Source organism: Streptomyces sp. NPDC059452 (genome assembly GCF_042750035.1).
In the GTDB taxonomy this organism is placed as follows: Bacteria; Actinomycetota; Actinomycetes; order Streptomycetales; family Streptomycetaceae; genus Streptomyces.
Genome location: NZ_JBHYVE010000009.1, coordinates 111,835 through 137,487, shown reverse-complemented (window position 1 = coordinate 137,487; position 25,653 = coordinate 111,835). Strand labels below are relative to the sequence as shown.

Below are 25,653 nucleotides of genomic sequence, written 5' to 3'. Positions count from 1 at the left end.
CGTGGGCGGGGGCTCGCACCCCCTCACCCGATTGGCCTAACTGATCCGGGGGCCGCTCAGCGCGCTCGTACGGGGCCAGCAGCGACCGCAGGGCTTTGGGGCCCCTTCGGCCGGGTGGCCGGGAGGTTGCAGCGCCCAGGCGGGTGAGGCGCGATGGAAGCCGGACGTGCCACATCTGGTGGAGCCACCCACAGGGCGCGCCCAGCGAGGAGGGTTCGGTTATGGGAGCCGCTGACGGTTTCACGGATTCCGGAGAGCTCGACGGTCTGACCGTGTACGACAACGAGGGTGAGAAGGTCGGCAGCGTGGGCCGCGTGTACGTCGACGACGACACCGGCAAGCCCGACTGGGTCACGGTCAAGACCGGTCTGTTCGGCATGAAGGAGAGCTTCGTACCGCTCGCCGGAGCCCGTCGAGTGGGCTCCGACCTGCACGTCTCGCACTCCAAGGACACGGTCAAGGAAGCGCCCCGCGTGGACGCGGACGCACACCTCTCCGTCGCCGAGGAGGAAGAGCTCTACCGGCACTACGGCCTGTCCAGGAAGACCGGCAACCTCGGTGACACCAAGGGCACCGACACGGGTACGGGCACCGGAGCCGACGCCCGTACCGTCGCCGGAACCGGTGCCATGGGCGCGGCCGGAGCGGGTGCGGCGGGCACGGCCCGGGGTACGGGCGCACCGCAGAGCGCCAAGGCGACCGGCAGGACCACCACGAGCGCCGGGGCGGCGGGTATGGCCGGTGCGGGCACCGGTACGGGCAGGCACCGCGAGACGGACGTCTCCGCCACGTCCCGCCCGTTGGCGGGCGCCGGAGCGGGCACGTCCCGGTCGGCCGACCTGAGCGGCAAGGACGAGCTGATCCGCTCCGAGGAGCAGCTGCACGTCGGTACGGAGGAGTACGAGAGCGGCCGGGCGAGGCTGCACAAGTACGTGGTGACCGAGGAGGTGACCCGGTCCGTGCCCGTCTCCCACGAGGAGGTACGGGTGGTCCGCGAGCCGCTGCGGCCCGGCGAGAAGGTGACCGGGACCACGGACTTCGGTGAACAGGACGTGGAGGTCACCCTGCACGCGGAGCGCGCCACGGTCCGCAAGGAGGCCGTCCCGGTGGAGCGGGTCCGCCTGGAGACCGAGCGGGTCACCGAGCAGAAGGAAGTCTCCGCCGAGGTCCGCAAGGAGAAGATCGACTACGCGGACGGCACGGACATGGGCACCGGCAAGGACACCGGTGGCGAGTTCGGCCAGGGGCGCCGCCGCTGACGGCACCCCTCCGGCGGCCGGAAGGCCGCTCCCATGTCCTCGGTCTCCGGGCGGGCTCGTACGACGGGTCCGCCCGGAGGGCTGTCCGGGGCCGGGCACCGGCTTCCGGGGACGCGGCGGGAACCGTACGCGTTCGAGGACACGGCGGGAACCGTACGCGTTCGGCGGCACGGCGGGAACCGTACGGCCGACGGCACGACCCCGCCCGTACGCGTCCGGTCAGCGGCGTGGCAGGAACCGTACCGAGGGGCGTCCGTCCGGCCCGTCCGGGGTGACGACCGCCCGGACCCCGTAGACGTCCTCGATCAGCTCCTCGGTGATGACCTCGGCCGGGGTGCCGCCCGCGATCACCCGGCCCGCCTTCATCACGGTGATCCGGTCGCAGAACATCGCCGCGAGGTTGAGGTCGTGCAGGGCGATGACGCTGGTCAGGGGCAGCCCGGCGACCAGGGCGAGCAGTTCCAGCTGGTGCTGGATGTCCAGGTGGTTGGTCGGCTCGTCCAGGAGGAGTTCGCGGGGCTGCTGGGCCAGCGCGCGGGCGATCTGGACGCGCTGGCGCTCGCCGCCGGACAGGGTGTGCCAGGACTGGGCGGCCCGGTCGGTGAGCCCGGTGCGCCGCAGGGCGTCGGTGACGGCTTCCTCGTCGGTGCGGTCCGGGGCGGACCAGGCGCGGCGGTGCGGGATGCGGCCGAGGCGTACGACGTCCAGGACGCTGAGGTCGACCTGGGTGACGGCGTGCTGGTCGACCACGGCGATCCGTCGCGCCACGGTGCGGCGGCCGAGACCGGGCAGCGGGTCGCCGTCCAGGGTGACGGTGCCGGTGTCCGGGGCGAGGAGGCCCGCGAGGATGCGCAGCAGCGTGGACTTGCCGGAGCCGTTGGGGCCGAGCAGGCCGACGGTGGCGCCGGGCGGCGGGGCGATGTCCACCCCGTCGAGGATGAGCCGGCCGCCCGCCTCCCGGCCGACCCGTTCCGCGCGCAGCCCCTCGGTGGCCGTGTTCGTCATGACGTACTCCGGGTCCGGTAGAGGACGAGGACGAAGGCGGGGACGCCGATCAGCGCGGTGACGACGCCGACGGGCACCTCCTGCGGGTCCAGGACCGTGCGGGCGAGGGTGTCGACCCAGACCAGGAAGACGGCCCCGGCGAGGGCGGTGACCGGCAGGAGGCGCCGGTGCCCGGAGCCGGTGAGGGCGCGGGCCGCGTGCGGCAGGACCAGACCGACGAAGCCGATCGCCCCGGCCGAGCTGACGAGGGCGGCGGTCAGCAGGGCGGTGGTGCACAGCAGCACGATCCGGGTGCGGGCCACGTTGACGCCGAGCGCGGCGGCGGCGTCCTGCCCGAAGGCGAAGGCGTCGAGCGTACGGGCGTGGGCCAGGCAGACCGTCAGACAGACGGCGAGGACGGCTGTGCAGAGCGCCACCTCGCTCCAGCCGACCCCGCTGAGCGAGCCGAGCAGCCAGAACAGCACCCCGCGGGTCTGCTCGGCGTCGGCGGAGGTCATCACGACGAAGGAGGTCAGGGCGGAGAAGAGCTGCATGGCGGCGACCCCGGAGAGCACCACCCGGTCGGTGGTGGAGCCGAGGGTGTGGCTGAGCAGCAGGACCAGGGCGAAGGAACAGATGGCCCCGGCGAAGGCCCCGGCCGACAGCGACACCGCTCCCCCGCCGACACCGAGGACGACCACCACGACCGCCCCGGTGGAGGCTCCGGAGGAGACGCCGAGGACGAAGGGGTCGGCGAGCGGGTTGCGTAGCAGGGACTGCATCACCGTGCCGCAGACCGCGAGCCCGGCGCCGCACACGGCGGCGAGCAGGGTGCGGGGCATGCGCAGGTTCCAGATGATGCCGTCCCGGATCGGGCTCAGCTCCGAGGCGCCGAAGCCGAGGTGGGAGGCGACGGCGGACCAGACGTCGGGGACGGAGATCCGGGCGGGCCCGATCGTGACGGCGACGGCTATGGAGAGCAGCAGGAGAAGGAGTCCGCCGGTCCAGAGCAGCACCTGGAGCAGGCCACCGAACTGCCGTGCGGCGACGGGCTGTTGCCCGGCCGCCTGCTGTCCGGTTGGCTGCTGTCCGGCCGGCGGTTCTCCGGCCTGCCGCTTCGCCGTCAGGTTGCCGCTGCTCACTCCGCGAGCCCGAAGTCACGCAGCCCCGCGGCCACGCGCTCCAGTCCCTCGACCGTCCGGATGGTGGGGTTCATGGCCTGGCCGCTGAGCAGCACGTAGCGGCGGTTCTTGACGGCGTCCATCGTCTTGGTGACCGGGTTGGACTCCAGGAACTCGATCTTCTTCTCGGCGCTCTCGGCCGTCTGCATCGTGCGGCTCAGGTCACCGATGACCAGGACGTCGGGGTTGCGGTCGGCGACGGTCTCCCAGCTGATCTGGGGCCATTCGTCGTGGGTGTCGTCGAAGACGTTCTTGGCTCCGAGCTCCCGGGTGATGACCCCGGGGGCGCCGCAGCAGCCCGCGAGGTAGGGGGCCTTGGAGTCGGAGAACCAGTACAGGAGGGAGGTGTCGGACCCGTCGATGCCGTCGGTGGCCTTGTTCACTCGGGCCTGGAGCTTCTTCACCAGGGCGTCGCCGCGCTCGGGGACGCCGAACACCTGGGCCAGTTCGCGGACTTCGGTGTAGACGCTGTCCATGCTGAGGGGTGCGGTACGGGCTCCGTCACCGCCGCCGCTGTTGTCCTTGCCGACGCAGTCGGCGGGCGAGATGTAGGTGGGGACGCCCAGCTTCTCGAACTGCTCGCGCGGGGCGACGCCGCCCTTGGCGAGGGTGGAGGCGAAGGAGGCGCTGAGGAAGTCGGGCTCCTTGTCGAGGACCTTCTCCGATGAGGGGCGGTTGTCGGAGATCCGCTCGACGCCCGCGTTGGCCTTCTCCAGGCCCTTCATGACCGGGTCGCTCCAGGTGGCGGTGGCCGCGATCCGGTCGGCGAGGCCGAGCGAGAGCAGGATCTCCGTCGATCCCTGGTCGACCGAGACGGCCCGCTGGGGCGGCGCCTTCACGGTGACAGTGCGCCCGCAGTTCTTCAGGGTGAGCGGGAAGCCGTCGGCCTTGTCGCCGCCGCCGTCGGCGGACGAGGTGGTGGACCCGCCGCCGCAGGCGGTGAGCAGGACGACACCCGCCGCGAACAGGGCGGCGGTGCGTATCGGGGCGGGGGTGGCCTGGGGCAGCACGGAGGACCTCGGTGTCTCTGGGCCCAGCCGCGGAGCCCGTCGTACGGTTCCCGGCCCCGGGTGCGGGGCCGGTGCCAGCAGGTCTTCGGACTCGGGTTCGTCCGGGCGGGACGCCTTCCCGGAGCAGGGTGCTGCTCCAGTGGCCGTGGCCCCGCCCGTCCCCCTCACCGCTGCGCGTCAGTTCCGGATTCGCACCGGATTCCCTGACCCCGTCGCTGGGGTTCGACTGGCCCCGGCAAGCTATCACGGGTCTTCGCGCAGCTCAGAGCCGGTGCGGGTAGTGGTGCCCGGTGGGCCGGTGCGGCGCGGGATCGTCCCGCCGCACCGGCCCAGTGATGTCCTCCGGTTACGGGGCCCGGAGGGCGATCACCGCGTTGTGTCCGCCGAATCCGAAGGAGTGGCTGACGGCCCGTCGTACGGGCAGCTCACGCGGGACCTTGGTGACGCAGTCGATGGCGAACCCGGGGTCGGGGGCGTCCAGGTTCGCGATCGGCGGGATCGTGCCGTGCTGGAGCGTCAGGACGGTCAGTCCCGCCTCGATGGCCCCGGCCGCCCCCATGCAGTGGCCCAGGACGCCCTTGGGGGCGGTGACGGGCGGCCGGTGCGGGTAGGCCCGGCCGATGAGGGCGGCCTCGGTCGCGTCGCCCTGGGGGGTCGCGGTCCCGTGCGCGTTGACATGGTCGACGTCCTCGGCCCGCCAGCCCGCGTCGGCCAGCGCCGCTTCGACGGCGGCCCGCGCCACGTCCCCGGAGGGGTGCGGACTGGTGGGGTGGTGCGCGTCGGTCGTGGCGCCGGTGCCGGCCAGCAGCGCCCGGGGGGCGGCTCCTCTGGCCCGGGCGTCGTCGGCCCGCTCCAGGACCATGATCGCGGCGCCCTCGCCCATGACGAGCCCGGCCCGGTCGGCGGCGAAGGGGCGGCAGAGGCGGGCGGGGTCCCCGTCCCGCAGGGCCGCCGCGCCCGAGCGGGCGAAGCCGGTCATGGCGACCGGGAAGACGATCGACTCGGTGGCTCCGGCGATCGCGATGTCGCACTGGCCCAGCGCCAGCATGTCGCGGGCCACGGAGAGCGCGGTCACCCCGGACGAACAGGCCGTGCACGGTGCCAGGCTGGGTCCGGTGGCCTTCATCTGGATGGCGATCTCGGCCGCGGGCATGTTCGGGATGGTGAGCAGGATGCCCGACGGCGAGGTGGCCTCGGGGCCCCGGCGCTCCAGGGCGACGGTCTGTTCGGTGAGCCCGGCGGAGCCGCCGCTGCTGGTGCCGACGACGACCGCGACCCGGGTGCCGTCCCAGTGGGCGGGGTCGAGCCCGGCGTCGGTCACCGCCTCCCGTGCGGCGAGGACGGCGAACTTGACGTACCGGCCCATCCGGAAGGCGGTGCGGCCGCCCACCGCCCCGTCCAGGTCGATGCCGGAGACCGTACAGGCGAAGTCGACGGCGCAGCCGCGCAGTTCGGGGACGGTGCGGGCGAAGGAGCCGCCTCGGCAGACCCCGTCCCAGGTGGTGTCGGTGGTGTGGCCGGCCGGGGTGATCATTCCCAGGCCGGTGACGGCGATGGCGGGTCGGTTCATCGGGTGTTGCTCACCGGCACCGCACTGTCGGCCGCCTCGCCGGCGACGGCCGCGTCGATGAACGCGGAGATGTCGGCCAGCGTGGCGTCCTTGTAGAGCTTCTCGGAGTCGGCGGTGACGCCCAGGGTCTCCTTGATGATGACGGCGAACTCGGCGACCGCCAGGGAGTCCATCTCCAGGCTGTCCATCGTGGACTCCGGCAGGATTTCGGCTGCGGGCACCTTGAACGTCTCGGTCAGCACCTCGGTGATCTTCGGGTGGATGGTCTGGGTCTTCACGGTGTTTCCTCTCATCGGCGACTCATCAGCGGCTCGTCGGCGGCCCATCAGGAGCTCATGGGCTCCTCATCGGCGGCTCGTCGGCGGCTTCACGTACGGCGGTGGTCGAACGCTTCGACCCCACCGCCGAAGTAACTGGATGACGATCTTCCGGTTACGCCCTGGGGCGAACCGATTCGTCTACGCTCACCTGCGGCTTCTCGAACCACCGGGAGAGCATCGAGGTGGTTCCCCAGTACGCCAGCAGCACTCCGCGGGTACCGAGCGCCGCCACCTTCTCGCGCAGCGGACGCCTCTTGCTGCCGCAGGCGGCCCGCCGGAAACCCGCCGTTCGACCCCCGGCGCCCCCTGGCCTGCGGTCGCGGTGCCAGGACCCCTCCGGGTCGTCGTAGGCGTCCGCGTAGCCGGGTCCGGCGATCGGCCAGTCCGACATCAGGCGCTCCGGCAGCGCGAACGACCTCACCAGGGCGGGGGCGTGGCGCGCCACGGTGGCGATGAGCCGCTCCACCGCGTCGGGCAGCAAGGACACCTGTTCGGCGGTCAGCCGTCCGGTGGCGAGCAGGTCACCGCTGTTGCGGGCGATCCACTGGAGGGCGAAGAGCCGGTGCAGCTCGGTCAGCCGCTCACGGGCCGGACCTTCGGGCAGTGCGGCGGCGGCCTGTTCGTACGCCTCGCCCGCCTGCCGGTAGCCGTACGCCTCCACCCCGCGCAGCGCGGCCCCCGACGCGGCGTTCCACCGGCCGAGCGGGTCGCCGGAGGGGGCCGCGCTCATCCGTTCCCGGGCCCGGGTGAACCAGATGGCCTCCACCGCCGCGAGCAGCCGGCCGAGGAACCGGAGGTCGTCCAGCTCGCCGGGTTCCGCCTCGGTCTCCTCCCCGACCGTGGCGCTGAACAGCATCTCGGCGGCGGCCTTGGCGTGGACGGCGAGGTTGTCGCCCTCGGCGGTGATCGCGCCCTCGATGCCGGTGAACAGCTCGGTCATGCCGTTGTTCTCCAGCAGCCCCTGCGCCCCGCACCGCTCCCGGCACTCCACGATGACGCCGCGCGCCTGCCAGGTGATCCACCCCTTGGCGACGGCGACCAGGCGCTCCGCCTCGTCCCGGTCGGCTTCGGGGGCGGACTCCCAGCGGTCGAGCGCCCGGCGGTGCAGGAGGCTCATCGCGAAGACGGTGGCCATCGCCCCGGCCAGCGGTCCGTGGTGGGTGCGGTGCGCGTAGACCGGCACCCGCTGCGCGGCCCGCGGCCCGGAGACCAGCCGGTGGCCCGCGTACCGGACCGCGATGGCGAGGGTGACCCGGGCGGAGCCGACCGCACAGGCGCTCATGGAGAGCTTGCCGGGGGTGACCCGCCCGATGGAGTGGAGGAACCGCCTTCTGCGGTTGGCCAGTTCGCTGGTGAACCGGCCGTCCTTCCCGATCCGCCCCTGTTCCCCGGCGAGCAGCGCGTCGCGTGGCACGAAGTACCGGTCGAAGGAGGTCAGGCAGTGGTCGACCGGGGAGCCCATCCGGGCGGGCAGCCGCCGTACCCGTACGCCGGGCAGGGCGCCGGTCTCGTCGGTGAGCGGGGCCAGGAGGAGGAAGACCCCGTGGTCGGTGGAGTCGACGAGGAGCCGGGCGGCCACCACGCCGGTCTTGGGGCCCCCGGCGGGGCTGGTGTTGGGCATGAACTTCTGGGCCCCGGCGTGCGGGGTGTGCAGGACGAAGCCGTCGCGTTCGCGGTCGTACGTCGCGGTCGTCTCGACGGCCGCCGCGTCGTTGCCGTGCGCCACCTCCGTACAGAGGAAGGTGCCGATGCGCCGCAGCTCCAGGAAGTCCGAGAGGTCGCGGAGCGTTCCCGGGTCGTGGTCGAGGAGGGAGCCGAGGAAGAGGTTGTAGTGGATGCCCGCGACGGTGGTCAGCGCCGGGTCGACCGGGCCTAGCCATTCGTGCAGGGCGGCCAGTGCGCGGGGGTCGGCGGCGAGCCTCGCGCCGCTGTCCAGTGCGCCGTTGAGGATGCGCAGCCGGTGGTAGGCGAGGGCGAGCCGTTCGTCGGGGGTGCCGCCACCAGCTCGCCGAAACGGTTCTGTTGTCAGCATCCGCCGCCAGAAACCGTGCTCCTGACGGAAGTTGTCGCCGTAGAGCACGCGGGTGAGCAGATCAGTGGTGGAGGGCGAGGATGGACTATGCATGGATAGGGTCACGACAGAGTAACGATCAAGGAACGGCGAGGACACCCCCCGCCGTTCCCGAACGGCCCTGCGAGGTCAGGTGCGTTGGAAACGCGACCTGCGGGGTCAGGCGTGTTGGAAAACGTGGCCTGCGGGGTCAGGTGCGTTGGAGAACGCGGCCTGCGGGGTCAGGTGCGTTGGAAAGCGAGCGCCACGTTGTGCCCGCCGAAGCCGAAGGAGTGGCTGACCGCCCGCTCGACCCGCTGGTGGCGGGGCTCCTTCACCACGCAGTCGAGCGGGAAGGCCTCGGGGAGGGAGTCCAGATTGGCGATCGGCGGAATGAGGGAACGTTCCAGCGTGAGGACGGTGGCGACCGCCTCGATCGCGCCCGCCGCCGCGAGGGTGTGGCCGATGACGCCCTTGGGCGCGGTGACCGGGGGGCGGTGCGGGAAGAGCCGGGAGATGAGGGTGGTCTCCATGGCGTCGTTGAGGGGGGTGGAGGTGCCGTGGGCGTTGATGTGGTCGACCTCGGCGGCCGTCCACCCCGCCTGGTCGAGGGCCGCCCGCACCGCGCGTTCGGCGCCGTGTCCGTCGGGGGCCGGGGCGGTGGGGTGGTGGGCGTCCGTGCTGGATCCGGCCCCGGTGAGCAGGGCGCGGGCCCGGCCGCCCCGGGCGCGGGCCGCTTCCTCCCGCTCCAGGACGAGCATGGCGGCGCCCTCGCCGATCACGAAGCCGTCCCGGTCGGCGGCGAACGGCCGCGAGGCGCCCGCCGGATCGCCGGTACGGGTGGAGAGCGCGCCCATCCGGGCGAAGGCGGTCACCACGAGCGGGGTCAGCACGGACTCGGCGCCCCCCGCCACCACCACGTCGCAGGAGCCGCCGAGCAGCAGATCGCGGGCGACGGCGATCGCGGTGGCCCCGGAGGCGCAGGCGGTGGCGGGGGCGAGGCTCGGTCCGCCCGCCTTCAGGGCGATGGCGACCTCGCCCGCCGCCGCGTTGGGGATCATCATCGGGACGAGCAGCGGGGAGACCGCATCCGGCCCCGACGCGGCCAGCTTGGCGGCGTTGTCCACGAGGACGGAGACGCCCCCGACGCCGACGCCCAGCACCACGCCGACCCGGCCGCCGTCCCACACCGCCGGGTCGAGACCGGCGTCGGCGACGGCCTGCCGGGCCGCGACGACGGCCAGTTTCACGAACCGGGCCATCCGCCACACCGAGCGGCCGCCCACCGCCTCGTCCAGGTCGAGGGAGTCGACCGGGCAGGCGAAGTCGACCGGGAGACCGGCCAGTTCTTCGCACCACCGGGCGGTGGAGTGCCCGGAGCACAGCCCCTCCCAGAAGCTGTGCTCGTCAGCCCCTGCGGGTGTCACCAGGCCGACCCCCGTCACCGCGACGGCGGTGCCGGAACCGGCTCCGGTGCCCTGATCAGCGGACTGCGACATGCTGTGTTCCTTCCGTAGAATCCGTGGAAATCTCCTGCGGGGTCCCCGGCCAGCGGAGCGCCGCCGAACCCCAGGTCAGTCCGCCCCCGAACGCGGTGAGCAGCACCCGGTCCCCGCCGTGCAGCAGCCCCCGGCCCGCCGCGTCGGCCAGGGCGAGGGGGATGGAGGCGGCGCCGGTGTTGCCGACCCGCTCCAGATGGGTGACGCAGCGCTGCGGCCCGATGCCGACCCGGTCCGCGACGGCGCGCAGGATCCGGGCGTTGGCCTGGTGCGGCACGAAGTGGTCGACTTCGGCCGGGTCCCAGCCCACCCGCTCCAGCAGCGTCCGGCACGAACCGGTCATCCGCTCCACGGCGTGCTGGTAGACGGTGGAGCCCTGCATCCGGAAGTACGCGTCCGCCGGAGCGGGCGGTTTCGCGTCCGCCCGGGAGCGGGCACCGCCGCCGGGAACGGTGATCAGGTCGTAGCCGGTGCCGTCGCTGCCCAGGTCGAAGGCGAGCAGTTCACCGGGGTCACCGGTCCGCCCCGCCGCCACCAGGGCCGCGCCCGCCCCGTCGCCGAAGACGACCCCGGCCGAGCGGTCCAGGGGGTCGAGCCAGGTCGAGTAGACGTCGGCGCCGACCAGCAGGACGCGCTCGTAGAGCCCGGAGGCGACCAGCCCGTGGCTCAGGGCGAGCCCGTAGACGAACCCGCTGCACACGGCGGCGATGTCCAGCGCCGGTACGGTGCCGAGCCCGAGCCGGGCCGCGAGGGCGGGGGCGGTGCCGGGGCAGAGGTGGTCGGGGGTGGCGGTGGCGAGGACCACCGCGTCGACCGGGCCCGCCGCCGGGGCGCCCGCGAGCAGCCGGGAGGCCGCCTCGTAGGCGAGGTCCCCGGTGGCGGCCCCGGGTCCGGCGCGGTGCCGGCTGCCGATGCCGGTACGGCGGCGGACCCAGGCGTCGTCGACGCCCCAGGCAGCCGGGAGCCGGTCGTTGGGGACCGGCTCCCCCGGCACCCAGCCCGCCACCCGCTCCAGCACCGCCGTGCGTCCGCCCCGGCCCGCTAAGGCGCGCTCCCGCGCCTGCGGCCCCGGCCCGCTCTCCGCCATCCCTCTTCTCGCCACCCGTTGCCCCGATCCCGTTGTCATACTGCGGCCGGTTGACGAACGGCGGGACGCCTGACGAGGATGCGTTCGATTGAGCCGAACGGGTCATGACGGGTTGTCAGTTACGGGCGAGCGCCTCCCCCAGCTCCGCCGCGTCGGGCGGGTTGGCGCCCGCCCGGGAGACGGTGACGGCGGCGGAGGCCACGGCATGGCGCAGTACGTCGGTGACGGTGTCCCGGTCCACGGCGTGCAGCCGGTCCCGCGCCCCGGCGCCGATGAGCCCGTGGACGGCCAGCGCGTGGAGGGTGCCCGACATGAACGCGTCGCCCGCGCCCACGGTGTCCACGACCTCGACCGGCGCGGCCGCCACGGCGATGCGGCCGCCGGGCAGCACGGCCAGGGCCCCGTCGCCGCCCCGGGTGACGAGCACGACGGCGGGCCCGCGCTCCAGCCACCGCGCCGCGACCTTGTCCGGCTCCTCCCCCGGATACAGCCAGGCCAGGTCCTCGTCGCTCGCCTTCACCAGGTCGCTCAGCCCGACGCACTCCTCGACCCGCCGCACGGCCACCGCCCGGTCGCCCATGAGGCCGGGCCGCACATTGGGGTCGTAGCTGACGGTCGCGGCGGCCCGGACGCCCCGCACGATGTCCAGCACCGTGGCCGCCCCCGGCTCCACCACCGCACCGATCGACCCGGTGTGCACATGGCCCGGCGCGGGTTCCACGGCGACCGGGCCGAGGCTCCAGCCGACGTCGAACGCGTACGAGGCCTGCCCGGCCCCGTCCAGGGTGACGGCGGCCGACGGGGTCGGGGCCGTACGGCCGTCGGTACGGACGGTGACTCCGGCGGAGTCCAGGTGGTCCCGGATGAGCCGCCCGTTCGGGTCGGGGCCGAGCTGGGTGAGGAGGGTGGCGCGGTGGCCGAGGCGGGCCAGGCCGTAGGCGACGTTGGCGGGGCTGCCGCCGGGGTGGACCCGGTCCGCCCGGTCCGGCAGCCGGACGATGTCGGCGACGCATTCGCCGACGACCAGCAGTTCGCTGTGGTCGAGCATCGGGGTGGTTCTCCTCAACGGCTGTGACGTGCGGTGTCCTGGTGGGCGGCGCGGCCCCGCCCCCCATTGAGCCCGATCCTCCCCCTTCGACGGAAGGCACCCGTGGCGTCGGGGGCCGGTCGGTCACCGATCAGACATCGATACGGGGAGAACGGGCAGGAACCGGCACCGGCACCCGGCTCCCCGGCGGCGCCGGTTTCGCGGGCACGGCCCGGCGGACCCAGAGCAGCGCTCCGGCCAGCACGACCGCGGCAACCAGCAGCCAGGGCAGCGGGCCCGGCGGGAGAACCCCGACGGCCAGTCCGGCACAGGCGGCGACCAGCTGCAGGGCGAGCGACTGGACGGAGAGGGCGGTGGCCCGGCCCGAGGCATCCACCCGGCGGTGGAGCAGGTCGTTCACGTTGGGGTTCGCGGCTCCGAGGCCCAGATACACCAGCCCGAATCCGGTGACGGCGCCCGTCGTGGCGAGAGGGCTCATCGAGACCGTGGTGACACCGAGCAGGGTCAGCCCCACCGCCATCACCCCGAGGCCCGCCAGCACGGCACGTCCGCTGCTCCCGGCCAACCGGGCCGCGAGCGGGGCGAGTTGACTGCCGAGGGCGGAGCACAGGAACCCGGCGCAGGCGAGCCCGGCGAAGAGTACGGCCCCGGATTCGGCCGTTCCCATCAGGGCGGCGGCTCGGCCCGGAGTGAGCAGTTCGATGGCGGCCAGGGCGGCCCCGGCGGCGCTCGCGGTCAGCAGGATGCGCCGGATCAGGGCGTCCCGGGCGCCGAGCCGGAGCCCGGCGGCGATGGCGGCGGGTACCCCGCCGACGACACCGCGCAGGGTGGCCGGGGGCCGGGGCGGTTCGGGCAGGGCGCTCAGGACGTAGAGGACGAAGACGAGTTCGACGAGCGCGCCCAGCAGAGCGGGCACGGAGAGCAGGATGACGAGCCCGCCGGTCGCCCCGGTCAGCCACTCCCCCGCACCGGGGCCGAGGCCGAGCAGCCAGGGCAGCCCGCCGCCGAGCAGGGTGCCGAGCGCGAGCGCGGCCGAGGTGGCGGAGCCGCCGCGCGCCAGCCCCGTACGCAGGTCGGCTTCGGGGCCCGCGTGGGCGTGAACGGTGTCGACGTACCAGGCCTCGGCGGGGCCGCTGGACAGGGCGCGGGCCGAGCCCATCAGCGCCATGGCGAGAATGATCGCCCAGGCTGTGGTGGCGAGCCCGATGAGGGTGAAGGCGGTGCAGTTGAGCAGCCCGGCGGTGGCCAGGACGGCGCGTCGGCCGATGACGTCGGAGAGACCTCCGGTGGGCAGCTCCATGGCGGCGGCCGTGAGGGAGTGCACGGCGAAGAACCCGGCGATGGCGGCGAGGCCCATGCCCCGCTCGGTGAAGAGCAGCACGCCGGTCGCGATGGACAGGCCGATGGGAAACCAGAAGAGGAACGAGACCGTGGCGAACCGGCGGCGCGCGGTGAGCGGGTCGAGCCCTCGGCCGGTGGGGGCGGGTGTGCGCGGGGCGCGTATCGGCGCGTCCGCGCCGGGGTCCGGCGCGCCGGTCGCCGCCCCGCTCATGAGGCGTCCCCTTCGAGGCCGGGGCCGGGGCCGACGCCGGGACCGGGGGCGACGCCGGGGCCGTCGGGGCCGTCGGCAGCGGAGGGGCCAGAGGTGCCGGACTCTCCGGACTCTCCGGACGAGGCCGACCGATCGTCCACGGCCACCGGTTCCGGAGCCAGCGGGAGCCCCGCCGTGAACAGCACCACCTGCTCGGCGCGGGGGTCGCCCTCGTCGCGGACGGCCAGTTCGGACGTCTTGGCGGCGATCGCCTCCCACAGCTCGGTCAGCGACTCGGGGGTCAGCCGGGGCAGTGCGTCACCCATACCGGCCGGCTCCTGCCAGGCGCTGTCGAGCCGGCCGCTCTCCAGGTCGGCCTCGTGCCGGGCCAGCGAGCGCTCCAGGTGTTCGAGCTGTCGGCGGCGGAGCGCGCTGAGCGCGGCCCGGCCGCCCGGGGCGCGGTGCATGGCCTCGTTGCTCCACGAGGTGATGGAGTGCACCGGCTTCCAGCGGCGCTCGCGGCTGTCGCGGTGGTCCGCCTCGGCGACGAACGCGTACTTGGCGAGCACCCGCAGGTGGTAGCTGGTGGAGGCCGAGGACTCGCCCGTGCGCGCGGCCAGCTCGCTGGCCGTGGCCGGGCCGTGCTGCCGCAGCAGCCCGAGCAGCTGGATCCGCAGGGGGTGGGTGAGGGCCTTGAACGCGGCTCCGTCACGGTCCGGATCGAGTACGCGGCGGCTGGGTTCACTGGTCATGACGGCAGCGTAGGACGGACCACCCACTTTCCCAAAGTATTTTTGCAGAATATTTTTTGGAGAGTTGCGCAGGGCCCCGTCAGGCCGACCGCCCCCGCAGCACCGCGATGGAATCCCGGCACCAGTCCCGGTTGGCGCGTTCGAAGGCCAGGCCCCGGCGGCAGGTCAGATAGGGGCCGATCCGCTCGCCGTGGAGCAGGAACTCCTCCTCCGTCCGGTCTCCGCGCATCCCCTTCAGCAGCGCCTCGAACTGGGCGGCCTTGGCCTCGGCGAACTCCGCCCGCTCGGCGAGCCGGGTGATCAGCTCGACGGTGTCGAGGTGGTCGGCCGCCTGGACCTTGACGAGTAGGTCGTCCCGGATGAACGAGGGCTTGGCGGCGACCGACGCGAACCGCTCCAGCTCGGCGAGACCGTCGCCGGTGACCCGGAACAGGCGCTTGTTGGGCCGGGCGTCCTGGACGACCTCCCGCCCGGCGACCAGGCCCTCCTTCTCCAGCTTGGCGAGCTCCGCGTAGAGCTGCTGGGGCAGCGCGTGCCAGAAGTTCGCGACGCCCATGTCGAACGCCTTGGCCAGCTGATACCCGCTCAACTCCTCGTCGAGCAGCGCCGCCAGCACGGCATGGCGCAGGGCCATCGGACCGCCTCCCTCTCATCTCCACCCACCCCTGTCCAGGAGCACACGGTCCATGATAGTCAAGAACATGACTACTCATATTCATGACTAGTCACTTTCCTGAACAGCAGCGCCTTCGAGGATTCGAGGAGAAGCCATGACCACCGCAGTGGACCGCTTCCGCACCGCCGTCGACACCCGTGACCTCAGCGCCCTGGAGGATCTGTTCACCGAGGACATCCGGCTCTACAGCCCGGTGAAGTTCTCCCCGTTCGAGGGCAGGCCGATGGTGCTGGGGCTCTTCGGGGTCCTCCTGCGCACCTTCGAGGACTTCCGGTACGTCGGAGAGTTCGCGGGCACGGCGCAGACCAGCGTGGACGGGACCGAGGCCCCGGCCGCCGTCCTGCTCTTCCGGGCGACCGTGAACGGCAGGGAGATCCACGGCATCGACCTGGTCCACCTCGGCGAGGACGGGCGGATCAAGGAGTTCACCGTGATGGTCCGCCCCCAGTCCGCCGTCCACGCGCTCGGCGAGGCGGTCCTCGCCGGACTCGTCGCCGACGGACTGGTCCCGACGAAGTAGCCGCCGCCTAGCTCTCCAGCGCGTCCGCGACCAGACCCAGGAAGCGGGCGTGGTCGCGGGGGCCGTACAGCGGTTCCGGGTTCCACGGCACGACCGGCGCCGCGCCGTACTCGCCCCCGCGCAGCTCGTCGAGCGGGGCGGCATGGGCGCGGATGTCGGTGAGGATGACGTCGGGCCGCAGCGCGAAGGCCTCCGCCCGGCCGAGGGTGGACCAGTTGGCCCCGGGGCCCGGGGCCGGCTCCACCAGGTGGACGCCCAGCTCGGTGAGGACGCGCAGTTCGGGCCACATCCTGGGGCGCGCGACATGGGCCTGGTCGGGTCCCGCCGGGGAGAGGGCGACCACCCGGCGGGCTCCGGCCGGGCCCGCCGCGACGGTACGCAGCCGCTCCCGGGCCGCGTCGAGGTCGGCGTCGGCGTCCGCGCGGTGCTCGGCGCCGAGCGAGCGGGCCAGTTCGGCGAACCGGTCGCCGATCTCACCGAACGTACGGGCCTGGCTCACATCGATCACGACGACCGGGACCCGCTCCTCCAGCGGCTTGGCGGTCTCCGGCGCCAGCCCGTAGACATGGCCGCCGCCGTAGCTCACGGCGACCACCAGATCCGGCCGGCCGGCCAGCAGCCGTTCCACGTCCAGCGCGGCGCCCGCCCCGACGTACTCGACCTCGTCCAGCGGGAGCGTCCCGGTCTTGGCACGGTCGGGGTCGGGGCCGTCGTGGTCGGAGCCGAAGATCCCCCGCGGCCGGATGCCGAGGCCCCAGAGCGTCGCCCCGGCCTGGACGTAGGCGAGGACCCGCCCGGGCCGGCGCGGGGCCGTCGACAGCTGCCCCCGGTCGTCGGAGAAACGCCATTCGCTCTGTTCCGTCACGTCACACACGCCCCTCTGCCACCGACTGCCGTACCGCTTGTGCGAGTTCGTACAGGTGTACCTGCCCACCTCCTCACCGCCACACCCCTCGGCCCGGCACCAACCTTCGTACCAGCCGGTATCCGGTGCGACGGGCGGCCGAGTTCACCGAGTGTTAGAAAGGAGACACGTTCGGCAACCCGGGTGGCGCCCTCCGCCCGGCCTCTCCGGCTGGAGTCAACTCCCCATGCGCGCAACCGTCGTGAAAGCGGCTCTGGCCGTCGGCCTCGCCGCCTCCCTCTGTGCCGCCCCGTTCTTCGCCGGCAGCTCCGCGAGCGCCCCGGCGGCTCCGGCGGCCGGAGCGGTGAGCTGCCCCGTGGTCGACGTCCTGGTCGTCCACACGCCGAAGGCGGCGGAACGGCTCGGCGGGGAGCACCGGGTCCCGGCGTCGGCGCAGCGGATCGCGACCCGGATGAACCGCTCGCTCGCGGCGGGCGGGCTCTGCGGGATCATCAGGGTCGTCCACCCGTACACGGCGAGGAGCTACGAGGGTTCGGAGGAGTTCCGCGCCGCGTACGCCGTCCTCAAGGACCACACCTCGGGGCTCGGGCGTCAGGTGCACGAGCAGCGCGAGCGGTACGGTGCCGATCTGGTGACGCTCGTCGTGGAGCGGGCCGAGCGGGGCGGCGGCACCGCGGACTACACGCCCGCCCTCGACAGCTCCACCGACGAGTACGCGTACGCGGTCGTCGAGGTCGACGGCATCGAGCTGGATTCGGCGAGCCACGAGATCGGGCACAACCTGGGCCTCGCCCATGACCGTACGACGTTGGCGGCGGGCGCCGAAGGAGCGATGAGCGTGAGCCGCACCCGCCCGTACAACACCGGCTGGATCACCGAGGACGGCGGGCACTACACCCTCATGGCGTACCGCGCCTCCTGCGGCGCGCACTGCAAGCGCATCAGCCGGTTCTCCAGCGCGGAGGGGAGCTGGCAGGGGCACCGGCTCGGCGATGCTTCGAACGACAGTGTGCGGGTGCTGCGCGAGACGATGCCGATCGTCGCCGGTTACCGTTCGAAGCCCTGACCTGACGGGCCCCGTCGTCCACGACCGTGCCCGGATCGTCATGCTCCGCAACGACCCGCCACGACAAGGACCCCGCCATGGAACGCATGCGCGCCGCGCGCCTGCACCTGCCCACCCGCACGCTCTCCGTCCAGGAGGTGGCGAGGCCGGTACCGGGTCCGGGCGAGGTCCTGGTGAAGGTGGGGGCCGCCGGGGTCTGTCTCTCCGATGTGCATCTGGTCGACGGCACGCTCACCCCCCTGTACCTGGAGGGCGACTTGGTCACGCTGGGCCACGAGGTGGCCGGGACGGTCGACACGCCCGGCCCCGGGGTCACCGGCTGGACGGCCGGGCAGCGCGTGGTCCTCCAGGCCGGTGAGCGGCGCGGGGGCCGGACGCACACCCGGGGCGTCGACTACGACGGTGGCTGGGCCGAGTACGCCCTGGCCACCGCCACCACCCTCGTCGCCCTGCCCGACGCGCTCCCCCTCGACCAGGCCGCGATCATCCCGGACGCGGTCTCCACCCCCTGGGCGGCGGTGACCGGCACCGGTGACGTACGGGCGGCGCAGGCCGTCGGGGTCTGGGGCGCGGGCGGGCTGGGCGCGCACGCCGTGCAGCTGCTGCGGGCCGTGGGCGCGTACCCGGTGATCGCGGTGGACCCGGCCCCCGCCGCCCGCCGCCGGGCCCTGGACTTCGGGGCGGACCTGGCCCTGGACCCCGGCGACCCGGTGCTGCGCGAGCAGGTGCTCGGGGCGACGGGCGGCGCCGGTCTGGAGGTGGCCTTCGACTTCGCGGGCGCTCCCACGGTCCGCGAGCAGGCGCTGAGCGTGCTGGCGCCGAAGGGGCGCCTGGTGCTGGTGGGGCTGAGCGACCAGCCGCTGACGGTCACCCACGGCACCCGGTTCAGCTACCTCCAGCACCGGATCCTGGGGCACTACGGCTCCGAGGGGCACCATGTGGCGCAGCTCGTCGGGCTCGCCGAGGGCGGGCGGCTGGACTTCTCGCGGTCGGTCACCGACGTACTGCCGCTGGAGGACGTGGCGGAGGCGGTGCGGCGGATGGAGAGCAAGGAGGGCGACCCGGTCCGCCTCATTCTGCGGCCGTAGCGCTCTCCCGCTCCGGCTCCCGCTCCCGCTTCGGCGCCCGCTTCGGCTCCGGTTCGGGTCGGCCCAGCTCGACGTTGAACTGGGCTCCGGCGAGCAGGGAGAGGTTGGCGAACCAGACCCAGATCAGGAAGACGACCAGGCCCGCGAGGGAACCGTAGAGCCTGCTGTAGCTGCCGATCTGGGTCGCGTACAGCGCGAAGAGCGCCGATGCGGTCAGCCAGAGGAACGCGGCCAGGACCCCGCCGGGCAGGCCCCGGCGGATGCCGCGCGCGGAGCGCGGACCGGTGCTGAAGAGGACGACGATCAGGCAGGCGACGAGGCAGAGCAGCACCGGCCACTTCAGGACCACCCAGAGGGTCTCGCCCTCGTGGGGCAGGCCGACGCGGCGGCCGAGCCAGCGGGCCAGGGGGCCGGTCAGAACGAGGGCGAGGGCGCTGGTCATCAGCAGGACGAGGAGCCCGATCGCCGAGACGACGATGATGTGGGCCTGCCGCAGGGGCGGGCGGTTGTCCTGGACGTCGTGCATGGCGTGCATCGCCCGGCGGAAGACCGCGAGATAGCTGCACGCGGACCAGACGGCGCTCACGGACCCGGTCGCGACGAGCAGCCAGACGGCACCGCGCTGCTCGGTCGCCGCCTCCAGCGGTCTGCGCAGCGCCTCGCCGGACTCGGCGGGGGCGAAGGCGGTGATGTCGGCGATGAGGGCGGTGGTCGCGTCGGGGTTGGCGAGGCCGATCACGGAGACGGTGACGAGGAGGGCCGGGAGCAGCGCGAGGATGGCGTAGTAGGTGAGGGCGGCGGCCCAGTCGGTGATGTCGTCGTTCCACAGCGAGACCGGGGTACGGCGCAGGGCGGTGAGCCAGCGGCGGGGCGGGCCGGGGCGTCCGGCGGCGGGGGCGGTGCGTTCCGCGGCTGCGGCGGTCTGGGTGGGCAAGCTGGTTCTCCGGGGACGTGGTCGGACGCGGCGGGGCGGGGTGCTCGTCCGTCGGACGCCCCGGCTTCCCTCGATCCTCTCCTGCCACGTCCTCGCCGGGACACACCTCCCCCGGCCCTACGGCCTGCCCGGATGTCCCGTCAGTCGTTGACGGCCGTGAGCAGGACGACCGCGTCCTGGAGGGCCAGCAGTCCGTGGCGTTCCTGCGGGATCGGGTGGAGCGTTCCGGCCGGGAGTTCCGCGTCCCCGGAGTCGGCGGTGAGACGGACCGTGCCGCGCAGCACCAGGAGCGAGGCGGCGGGCGGCGCGTTGTGCTCGTCGAGCGCCGAGCCGGAGGTGAGCGCGATCACCGTCTGGCGCAAGGGCGGTTCCTGGACGAGGAGGTGGGCGCTGCGACCGTGCGCGGAGGCGCGGGCGGCGGTCAGGTGCTCCTCGGCGAGTGCGTTGAGGTCGTCCATGGTGCCCACTCTGCCGCAGCCTCCGGCGCCCCGCGATCCTGCCGGGAGAGACGGGGCAGCCGAGCGGACTCCGGCGCCCGGTGCGGGACAGCCGGGCCTCCGCAGATTCCCCCTGGTTTCCGCAAACATCCGACAACTCCACGCACAAGTCGGAGCGCGGTGTGCCGGCAGGTCAGCGGGGCGCCTTCGCGGTCGAGCCGCGCACCACCAGCTCCGGTTCGAACAGCAGCTCCCCGGGCGGCACCGCGCCGCCCTGGATCCCCGCGCAGAGCAGTTCGACGGCGGCCCGGCCCATGGCCTCGATGGGCTGGCGGATGGTGGTGAGCGGGGGTTCGGTGCAGCTCATGAAGGCCGAGTCGTCGAAGCCCACGACCGAGATGTCCGACGGCACCCCGAGGCCGCGCCTGCGGGCCGCCCGGACGGCGCCCAGCGCGAGCGGGTCACTGGCGCAGATGATGCCGGTGACACCCCGCTCCAGCAGCCGGGAGGCGGCGGCCTGGCCGCCCTCCAGGGAGAACATCGAACGCTCGATACTCGCCTCGGGCAGGTGCCCTCCGGTGGCCTCGGCGACGGACCGGGCCGCCGCGAGCTTGCGGCGCGAGGGCACATGGTCGGACGGGCCGATCACCACGCCGATCCGCTCGTGGCCGAGCGAGGTCAGGTGGCGCCAGGCCCGTTCGATGGCGACCGCGTCGTCGCAGGAGACACAGGGGAAGTCGAGTCCTTCTATGGGCGCGTTGATCAGCACGACGGGGATGCGCCGCCCGGCGAGCCGGTGGTAGTGCTCGTGGGCCTCGTCGGCCTGGGCGAAGAGCCCGCCGGCGAAGACCACTCCGGAGACCTGCTGCTGGAGCAGCAGGTCCACGTAGTCCGCCTCCGAGACCCCGCCCTTGGTCTGGGTGCAGAGCACGGGGGTGAGTCCCTGCTGTGCGAGGGCACCCCCGATCACCTCGGCGAAGGCCGGGAAGATGGGGTTCTGGAGTTCGGGCAGGACGAGACCGACCAGCCGGGCCCGCTCCCCGCGCAGCTGGGTGGGGCGCTCGTAGCCGAGGACGTCCAGCGCCGTGAGCACGGACTGCCGGGTGGTGCGGGAGACCCCGGGCTTGCCGTTGAGCACCCGGCTCACCGTGGCCTCGCTGACCCCGACCTTCTGGGCAACCTGAGCAAGTCGTCGCGTCATGGCCGCAAGACTAACGCAATAGATGCAAGTACCTGACTTCTTGATGCAAAGAATGTACGCGGAAGGGGCGCCTCCCGGCCAACGGGAAGCGCCCCTCCCCGCATTCCGCGATCCCCTCCCTAGGGGTTGATGTCGATCTTGAAGGTGGAGGTGGTGTTCCTGATGTCCTGGGCGTTGCCGCTGAGCCTCAGACCGTTGAAGGTGACCTCGCCGACCGGGGGTCCCTGCCCCGCCTCCGGCAGCTCGTTGGCCCAGAGCCCGAAGCCGGACTTGGCGTCGAAGGCGTCACCGCTCTTGCGCGCACCGGAGATCGCGATGTCGGTGAGCACGGTGTCCTTGATCGGGAACTGCGGCTGTCCGCCGACGTAGTTCGTCTGGAACATGATGCCGCTGTACGTCGGATCGACGATGTCGACGTCCGAGATCCGGATGCCCTGGAACACCTTGGAGGCCGAGAAGAGCCAGATCCCGGGGAAAGTCTGCGATCCCCAGAAGTGGCCGCCGGACCGCACGATCGAGACGTTCTCGATCCTCGTGGGCTCCGTCCCGAAGCCGTTCATCGGGTAGCCGAAGTCCAGCGAGCTGACCGTGATTCCGGAGTACACCAGGGTGTCGGCGATACGGATGTTGCGGAAGGTGTTGTCGTACCCGCCGTAGACGGCCAGGCCCGCCGCGCGCCAGGTCAGGATCGAGGTCAGGTTCTCGTAGACATTGTTCTTCATGTCCGCTCCCCCGGCGTCGATCGCCGAGAAGAGCGCGAAGCTGTCGTCGCCGGTGGCGCGCGCCTCGTTGTTGGTGACGAGGTTGTCGGTGGACCCGTTGGTCATGTTGATGCCGTCGGCGAACATGTTGCGGATCCGGGAGTTCTTGATGGTGATGTTGTCGGTGTTGGCGCCCCAGTAGAGGCAGACCATGTGCTCGTTCCAGATGTTGTCGATGACGATGTCCGACACATTGGCGAAGTCGAACACCTTGCCGGGCCCGTCGATGCGGGAGGTGTAGTTGCCGAAGTAGGCGAAGTCCGCGAACGAGGACCCCTTGGCACTGGCCTCGGCCCGGAAGCCGATGTCGGTGTTGTCCTGTGTGGCGGGGGCGTTGAACCGGGTGTACCAGGGCCCGGCGCCGACCACCTGGACGGCCTTGCCGTACACCTGGAACTTGCTGGCCGTGCTGTACTCCCCCGGCGGCAGATAGACACCCACCAGCGTGCCGGTGGTGTCCATGCGGACCCGGTCCAGGGCGTTCTGGACGTCCTGGTGGGTGAACCCGGCCGGGACGGTGTACGTGGCGGGGTTCGGGTTGGCGACCGGTGCGACCTGCTCCAGGCTGATGAAGTCGATCGCGTACGTGGTCGAGTTGGCGGCGTCCTTCTGGAGCCGGATCGTGGCTCCGGCCGGGACGGTCCGGCCGAGCATGACGTTGGCCTCGTCATAGATGTGCCGGGGCGCTCCGGCGCTCGGGGAGTTGCCGGGCGCGGCCTCGTTCCCGTACAGCCAGGCGTACTTGGAGGTGAGGTCGATCGCCTTGAGGAAGGTACCGTCCACGTAGACGTTCAGCGTGGAGTCGATGCCCCCGCCGCCCGGCGCGTCCGGGATGGAGAAGCGGGTGACCAGGGTGTTGGTGGCCGCCCTGGTGGTGAACTCGACGTAGTTTCCGGTGTTGTTGAGGGTGACGGCCTTACGGCCCGAGGCCTCGCCCGCGATGTCACCGACGGTCCTGTTGGGGCCGACGACCTGGGCGCCGCCGCCGGTCGTGCCGTCCTCCGCCTCGTACATGTCGTACGGCATGTTGGCGCCGCGTCCGACGAAGAGGGGGTCGGTGGAGGTGTTGTTCTCGCGCTTGACCGGGAGTTCGTTGGCGTCGGCCGCGAGGACCGTGCGCAGGGTGTACGAGCCGTTGGCGGCGGTCCAGGTGCCGAGGGAGACGGGTGCGGTGGTGGCGCCCGGTGCGATGGCCCCGTTGTGCGCTCCGGTGAAGGTCTTCACCGTGGCGCCCTGGGAGTCGATCAGGGCGAGCGTGATGCCGTGGCTGCCGCCCGCGGAGGCGATGGTGCCCTGGTTCCTGATGGCGACGGAGAAGGTGACCGTGTCTCCGGCCGCCGGGGCGGAGGGCGAGGTGGTGACCGCGGCGGCGACCAGGTCGGAGCTGGAGACCGGGGCCACGACCAGCGGGGAGGCTGCCGTGTAGGTGTTGTTGGTCTCGTTCTCCTCGATGATCTCGTTGTCCGGGTCAGCGACCGCGCTCAGGGAGTAACTGCCCGCGTCCCGGGCACCGATGGCCGCGCTGACCTGGGTGGAGGCCCCGGCAGCCAGTGCGCCGACGTTTCCGGTGGCGGCCTTGGAGCCGCCGAGCCGGAACTCGACCTTGCCGGCCGGTGCGGCGAGCGCGCCCGCGTTGCGGACGGTGGCGGTCAGGGTGATGGCGTCGGACTCCACCGGGGTGGCGGGCGATGCGGTGATGCCGGTGATCTGGAGGTCGGGGTTGGCCGCCGGGGCGCCCAGCACCTGGAACTCCGCGACCTGACCGGCGCCGGAGCCGCTGTTGGCGGTGAACTTCAGCTGGACGTCGGCGACACGGGCGGCGACCGGGATGGTCACCGTGTTGCCGCTCGCCGGACTGAAGGCGTAATCCTTTGCCGCAGCCAGGGAGTTGAAGGAAGAGGAGCTCTGCTCACGGCCCAGGACCTCGATCCGCTGGGTGCGCGGGCCCCAGCTGCTGTCCGGGTTGAGCTTGACGACGACGCTCTGGGTGTCGGCGTTGGAGCCGAGCTGGACGGTGAGGGTGTTGGGGTAACTGCCGCCCGCGCCTTCCCAGTAGGTGGCGGTGCTGTTGTCGTTGGCGTTGGCGGCGACGAAGGTGTGCACCACCGAGGAGGCCGTGATCGGCTTGTTGACCGCGAGGTTGGAGGCGGCGCCCGTGGAGCCGTTGCGGGTCACGGTGTTGCTGTTGGGCGAGACGTTGCCCGCCGCGTCCTTGGCCCGGACGAAGTAGCTGACCGTGGTAGTGGCAGGCTGGGTGTCGGTGTAGGTCAGGACGTTGCCCGCGACGGTGGAGCGCAGCACGTTGTTGGCGTAGATGTCGTAGCCGGTGACGCCCCTGTTGTCGGTGGACGCCTGCCAGGTGAGCCGGATCTGGCCGGTGGACGGCTCGGTGAACGCCAGGGCGCCGGGGGCGGTGGGTGCCTGGGTGTCGCCCGTGTCCCCGGTGCGGGTGACGGTGTTGCTGTTGGGCGAGACATTGCCCGCCGCGTCCTTGGCGCGCACGTGGTAGGAGACGGTCTGCCCGGCCGGGCGGGTGTCGGTGTACGTGGTGACATCGCCCGCGACGGAGGCCAGCAGGGTGTTGTCCGCGTAGACGTCGTAGCCGGTGACGCCGGTGTCGTCCGTGGCGGCCTTCCAGGTCAGCCTGATCTGGCCGGTGGCGGGCTCGGTGAACGCCAGGTCGGCCGGTGCGGTCGGGGCCCGGGTGTCGCCGGTCGCGGGGCCGTAGACCTCCAGCTCGGCCAACTGTGCGGAGGGGCTGCCGGAGTTGGCGGTGACCAGGACGCGTACATACCGGGTGGTCGTGGCGTCGAACGAGATGGTCACCGACTGCCCGCCCGCCGCGTCGAACCGGTAGTCCTTGGAGGCGGTCAGGTCGGTGAACTCCGTGCCGTTGGCGGAGGCCTGGAGTTTCAGCGTCTGGCTGCGCGCGGCCCAGCCGTCGGGCAGCCGCAGGACGACCCGGTCCACGCGGACCGACGATCCGAGGTCGGCCTCGATCCACTGCGGGAGTTCGTTCTCCCGGCTCGCCCAGTAGCTGGCCCGGTTGCCGTCGTTGGCGTTGGCGGCGACGTAACTTCCGTTGCTGCTGCTGGCCTTGAGGGTCTTCCCGGCGGCCAGGTTGCCCGACGACGCGGCGGCCGCCCGGACCTCCAGCTCGGAGAGCTGGGCCGCCTGCCAGCCGGTGTTGGCGGTGATGTTCACCCGGACGAAGCGGGTCAGTGTCGCCGGGAAGACCACCTTCACCGTGTTGGCGGCGCCCGGGCCGAAGGTGTACGCCGCCGGACTCTTCAGGGTCGCGAAGCTGGTGCCGTCCGCGCTGCCCTGGAGGGACAGGGTCTGCGTGCGGCTCTCCCAGGACGGCGGGAGCTTCAGCGTCACCTCGTCGACGCGGGCCGCCGTGCCGAGATCGGTCTGCACCCACTGGGGCAGACCGCCGCCCGCGCTCTCCCAGTACGTCGACGCGTTGCCGTCGGTGATGTTGGTGGCGGGATACTCGGCATGGGCGCTGCTCGCGGCCGCGGACCGGCCCGCGGCGAGGTTGGGGCCGTCGGCCGCCGAGGCGGTGAGCGACGGCCAGCCGATCATCAGAAGACTGGTCGTGACCACGGCGGATATCGCCCGCCATCTCCAGCGTTGGGCTCTCATAGCTCCCCGATCTTCGGCCTCGGCGCAGGACGCGCCGAGAGCGCGGCTCTGGATCCGTAGTCAGGAAACACGCGATTCTGCACGCACTACGGCTTGGATTTGCGTTGTGCGGTCAGAGAGTTGCAGAGAAATGAGAGACCGTCCACTGTTCCGGCAACAGCCGGAC

The 25,653-nt window shown here is 72.7% G+C and carries 21 protein-coding genes and 1 riboswitch; of the genes, 4 read left to right on the top strand and 17 right to left on the bottom strand.

The features are described from left to right. The first annotated feature begins 221 nt into the window (after window positions 1-221). Entirely contained in the window at window positions 222-1,259 is a 1,038-nt protein-coding gene (locus ACFW9Z_RS15005) for a PRC and DUF2382 domain-containing protein (protein ID WP_384639780.1), read from the top strand. Between the two features lie 219 nt (window positions 1,260-1,478). Here ACFW9Z_RS15005 and ACFW9Z_RS15000 read toward each other — a convergent pair whose 3' ends face one another. The 12 genes from ACFW9Z_RS15000 to ACFW9Z_RS14945 all read right to left on the bottom strand — a co-directional run bounded on the left by ACFW9Z_RS15000 (window position 1,479) and on the right by ACFW9Z_RS14945 (window position 14,925). After that, window positions 1,479-2,264 carry an ABC transporter ATP-binding protein gene (locus ACFW9Z_RS15000; protein ID WP_384639777.1) on the bottom strand — a complete coding sequence of 262 codons (786 nt, stop codon included), beginning with the start codon at window positions 2,262-2,264 and terminating at the stop codon, window positions 1,479-1,481. Next, a complete protein-coding gene (locus ACFW9Z_RS14995) occupies window positions 2,261-3,268 on the bottom strand; it encodes a FecCD family ABC transporter permease (RefSeq protein WP_384640018.1) in 1,008 nt (335 codons plus the stop codon). The genes ACFW9Z_RS15000 and ACFW9Z_RS14995 overlap by 4 nt, the downstream gene beginning before the upstream one ends. A 113-nt stretch (window positions 3,269-3,381) precedes the next feature. Further along, complete coding sequence (locus ACFW9Z_RS14990; RefSeq protein ID WP_384639774.1) at window positions 3,382-4,434, bottom strand: ABC transporter substrate-binding protein; 1,053 nt, start codon at window positions 4,432-4,434, stop codon at window positions 3,382-3,384. Window positions 4,435-4,492: 58 nt separating this feature from the next. Next, a riboswitch (cobalamin riboswitch) is annotated at window positions 4,493-4,680 on the bottom strand. Between the two features lie 100 nt (window positions 4,681-4,780). Next, window positions 4,781-6,004, bottom strand: a complete 1,224-nt coding sequence (locus ACFW9Z_RS14985) for a beta-ketoacyl-[acyl-carrier-protein] synthase family protein (protein WP_384639771.1) — start codon at window positions 6,002-6,004, stop codon at window positions 4,781-4,783. Beyond that, a complete protein-coding gene (locus tag ACFW9Z_RS14980; RefSeq protein WP_384639768.1) occupies window positions 6,001-6,282 on the bottom strand; it encodes an acyl carrier protein in 282 nt (93 codons plus the stop codon). Before ACFW9Z_RS14980 ends, ACFW9Z_RS14985 begins: the two co-directional genes overlap by 4 nt. Window positions 6,283-6,436: 154 nt before the next feature. Continuing rightward, window positions 6,437-8,449 (bottom strand): acyl-CoA dehydrogenase, encoded by a 2,013-nt coding sequence (locus ACFW9Z_RS14975; RefSeq protein ID WP_384639765.1) that lies wholly within the window; start codon window positions 8,447-8,449, stop codon window positions 6,437-6,439. 167 nt (window positions 8,450-8,616) lie between these two features. After that, complete coding sequence (locus tag ACFW9Z_RS14970) at window positions 8,617-9,873, bottom strand: beta-ketoacyl-[acyl-carrier-protein] synthase family protein (protein ID WP_384639762.1); 1,257 nt, start codon at window positions 9,871-9,873, stop codon at window positions 8,617-8,619. Continuing rightward, window positions 9,857-10,960, bottom strand: a complete 1,104-nt coding sequence (locus ACFW9Z_RS14965) for a beta-ketoacyl-ACP synthase 3 (protein WP_384639759.1) — start codon at window positions 10,958-10,960, stop codon at window positions 9,857-9,859. Before ACFW9Z_RS14965 ends, ACFW9Z_RS14970 begins: the two co-directional genes overlap by 17 nt. A 115-nt stretch (window positions 10,961-11,075) precedes the next feature. Further along, window positions 11,076-12,008, bottom strand: a complete 933-nt coding sequence (locus ACFW9Z_RS14960) for a carbohydrate kinase (RefSeq protein ID WP_384639757.1) — start codon at window positions 12,006-12,008, stop codon at window positions 11,076-11,078. Window positions 12,009-12,138: 130 nt separating this feature from the next. Further along, window positions 12,139-13,560: an MFS transporter gene (locus tag ACFW9Z_RS14955; RefSeq protein ID WP_384639754.1), complete on the bottom strand. Its 1,422-nt coding sequence runs from the start codon at window positions 13,558-13,560 to the stop codon at window positions 12,139-12,141. After that, window positions 13,557-14,291 carry a helix-turn-helix domain-containing protein gene (locus ACFW9Z_RS14950; protein WP_384639751.1) on the bottom strand — a complete coding sequence of 245 codons (735 nt, stop codon included), beginning with the start codon at window positions 14,289-14,291 and terminating at the stop codon, window positions 13,557-13,559. The genes ACFW9Z_RS14955 and ACFW9Z_RS14950 overlap by 4 nt, the downstream gene beginning before the upstream one ends. Before the next feature lie 79 nt (window positions 14,292-14,370). Beyond that, complete coding sequence (locus ACFW9Z_RS14945) at window positions 14,371-14,925, bottom strand: PadR family transcriptional regulator (RefSeq protein WP_384639749.1); 555 nt, start codon at window positions 14,923-14,925, stop codon at window positions 14,371-14,373. A gap of 136 nt (window positions 14,926-15,061) precedes the next feature. On the opposite strand from ACFW9Z_RS14945, the gene ACFW9Z_RS14940 reads away from it, so the two are divergent. Further along, window positions 15,062-15,487, top strand: a complete 426-nt coding sequence (locus ACFW9Z_RS14940; RefSeq protein ID WP_384639747.1) for a nuclear transport factor 2 family protein — start codon at window positions 15,062-15,064, stop codon at window positions 15,485-15,487. Between the two features lie 7 nt (window positions 15,488-15,494). Here the strand turns inward: ACFW9Z_RS14940 and ACFW9Z_RS14935 are convergent, their stop codons facing one another. After that, the gene (locus ACFW9Z_RS14935; protein ID WP_384639745.1) at window positions 15,495-16,352 is read right to left on the bottom strand and encodes an ABC transporter substrate-binding protein; all 858 of its coding nucleotides are present in this window, start codon (window positions 16,350-16,352) and stop codon (window positions 15,495-15,497) included. Window positions 16,353-16,578: 226 nt separating this feature from the next. Here ACFW9Z_RS14935 and ACFW9Z_RS14930 point away from each other — a divergent pair, with 226 nt between their 5' ends. Both ACFW9Z_RS14930 and ACFW9Z_RS14925 read left to right on the top strand, forming a co-directional pair. Next, on the top strand, window positions 16,579-17,418 hold the full coding sequence (locus ACFW9Z_RS14930) for a M12 family metallo-peptidase (protein ID WP_384639743.1): 840 nt from the start codon (window positions 16,579-16,581) through the stop codon (window positions 17,416-17,418). A gap of 77 nt (window positions 17,419-17,495) precedes the next feature. Continuing rightward, a complete protein-coding gene (locus ACFW9Z_RS14925; RefSeq protein WP_384639741.1) occupies window positions 17,496-18,506 on the top strand; it encodes a zinc-binding dehydrogenase in 1,011 nt (336 codons plus the stop codon). On the opposite strand, the gene ACFW9Z_RS14920 is transcribed toward ACFW9Z_RS14925, so the two are convergent. The 4 genes from ACFW9Z_RS14920 to ACFW9Z_RS14905 form a co-directional block, all read right to left on the bottom strand. Further along, window positions 18,490-19,440 carry a YihY/virulence factor BrkB family protein gene (locus ACFW9Z_RS14920; protein ID WP_384639739.1) on the bottom strand — a complete coding sequence of 317 codons (951 nt, stop codon included), beginning with the start codon at window positions 19,438-19,440 and terminating at the stop codon, window positions 18,490-18,492. The genes ACFW9Z_RS14925 and ACFW9Z_RS14920 overlap by 17 nt on opposite strands. Before the next feature lie 140 nt (window positions 19,441-19,580). Further along, window positions 19,581-19,898: a cupin gene (locus tag ACFW9Z_RS14915; protein ID WP_384639736.1), complete on the bottom strand. Its 318-nt coding sequence runs from the start codon at window positions 19,896-19,898 to the stop codon at window positions 19,581-19,583. Between the two features lie 172 nt (window positions 19,899-20,070). Next, on the bottom strand, window positions 20,071-21,078 hold the full coding sequence (locus ACFW9Z_RS14910) for a LacI family DNA-binding transcriptional regulator (protein ID WP_384639734.1): 1,008 nt from the start codon (window positions 21,076-21,078) through the stop codon (window positions 20,071-20,073). Window positions 21,079-21,197: 119 nt separating this feature from the next. After that, window positions 21,198-25,487 (bottom strand): discoidin domain-containing protein, encoded by a 4,290-nt coding sequence (locus ACFW9Z_RS14905; RefSeq protein ID WP_384639731.1) that lies wholly within the window; start codon window positions 25,485-25,487, stop codon window positions 21,198-21,200. Window positions 25,488-25,653: the final 166 nt, after the last annotated feature.

Excerpts from the sequence above, each read along its gene's own strand:
- ACFW9Z_RS15005 (WP_384639780.1), top strand. The coding sequence starts at position 222 with ATGGGAGCCGCTGACGGTTTCACGGATTCCGGAGAGCTCGACGGTCTG.
- ACFW9Z_RS15000 (WP_384639777.1), bottom strand. The coding sequence starts at position 2,264 with ATGACGAACACGGCCACCGAGGGGCTGCGCGCGGAACGGGTCGGCCGG.
- ACFW9Z_RS14985 (WP_384639771.1), bottom strand. The coding sequence starts at position 6,004 with ATGAACCGACCCGCCATCGCCGTCACCGGCCTGGGAATGATCACCCCG.
- ACFW9Z_RS14975 (WP_384639765.1), bottom strand. The coding sequence starts at position 8,449 with ATGCATAGTCCATCCTCGCCCTCCACCACTGATCTGCTCACCCGCGTG.
- ACFW9Z_RS14970 (WP_384639762.1), bottom strand. The coding sequence starts at position 9,873 with ATGTCGCAGTCCGCTGATCAGGGCACCGGAGCCGGTTCCGGCACCGCC.
- ACFW9Z_RS14965 (WP_384639759.1), bottom strand. The coding sequence starts at position 10,960 with ATGGCGGAGAGCGGGCCGGGGCCGCAGGCGCGGGAGCGCGCCTTAGCG.
- ACFW9Z_RS14960 (WP_384639757.1), bottom strand. The coding sequence starts at position 12,008 with ATGCTCGACCACAGCGAACTGCTGGTCGTCGGCGAATGCGTCGCCGAC.
- ACFW9Z_RS14955 (WP_384639754.1), bottom strand. The coding sequence starts at position 13,560 with ATGAGCGGGGCGGCGACCGGCGCGCCGGACCCCGGCGCGGACGCGCCG.
- ACFW9Z_RS14950 (WP_384639751.1), bottom strand. The coding sequence starts at position 14,291 with ATGACCAGTGAACCCAGCCGCCGCGTACTCGATCCGGACCGTGACGGA.
- ACFW9Z_RS14945 (WP_384639749.1), bottom strand. The coding sequence starts at position 14,925 with ATGGCCCTGCGCCATGCCGTGCTGGCGGCGCTGCTCGACGAGGAGTTG.
- ACFW9Z_RS14940 (WP_384639747.1), top strand. The coding sequence starts at position 15,062 with ATGACCACCGCAGTGGACCGCTTCCGCACCGCCGTCGACACCCGTGAC.
- ACFW9Z_RS14930 (WP_384639743.1), top strand. The coding sequence starts at position 16,579 with ATGCGCGCAACCGTCGTGAAAGCGGCTCTGGCCGTCGGCCTCGCCGCC.
- ACFW9Z_RS14925 (WP_384639741.1), top strand. The coding sequence starts at position 17,496 with ATGGAACGCATGCGCGCCGCGCGCCTGCACCTGCCCACCCGCACGCTC.
- ACFW9Z_RS14915 (WP_384639736.1), bottom strand. The coding sequence starts at position 19,898 with ATGGACGACCTCAACGCACTCGCCGAGGAGCACCTGACCGCCGCCCGC.
- ACFW9Z_RS14910 (WP_384639734.1), bottom strand. The coding sequence starts at position 21,078 with ATGACGCGACGACTTGCTCAGGTTGCCCAGAAGGTCGGGGTCAGCGAG.
- ACFW9Z_RS14905 (WP_384639731.1), bottom strand. The coding sequence starts at position 25,487 with ATGAGAGCCCAACGCTGGAGATGGCGGGCGATATCCGCCGTGGTCACG.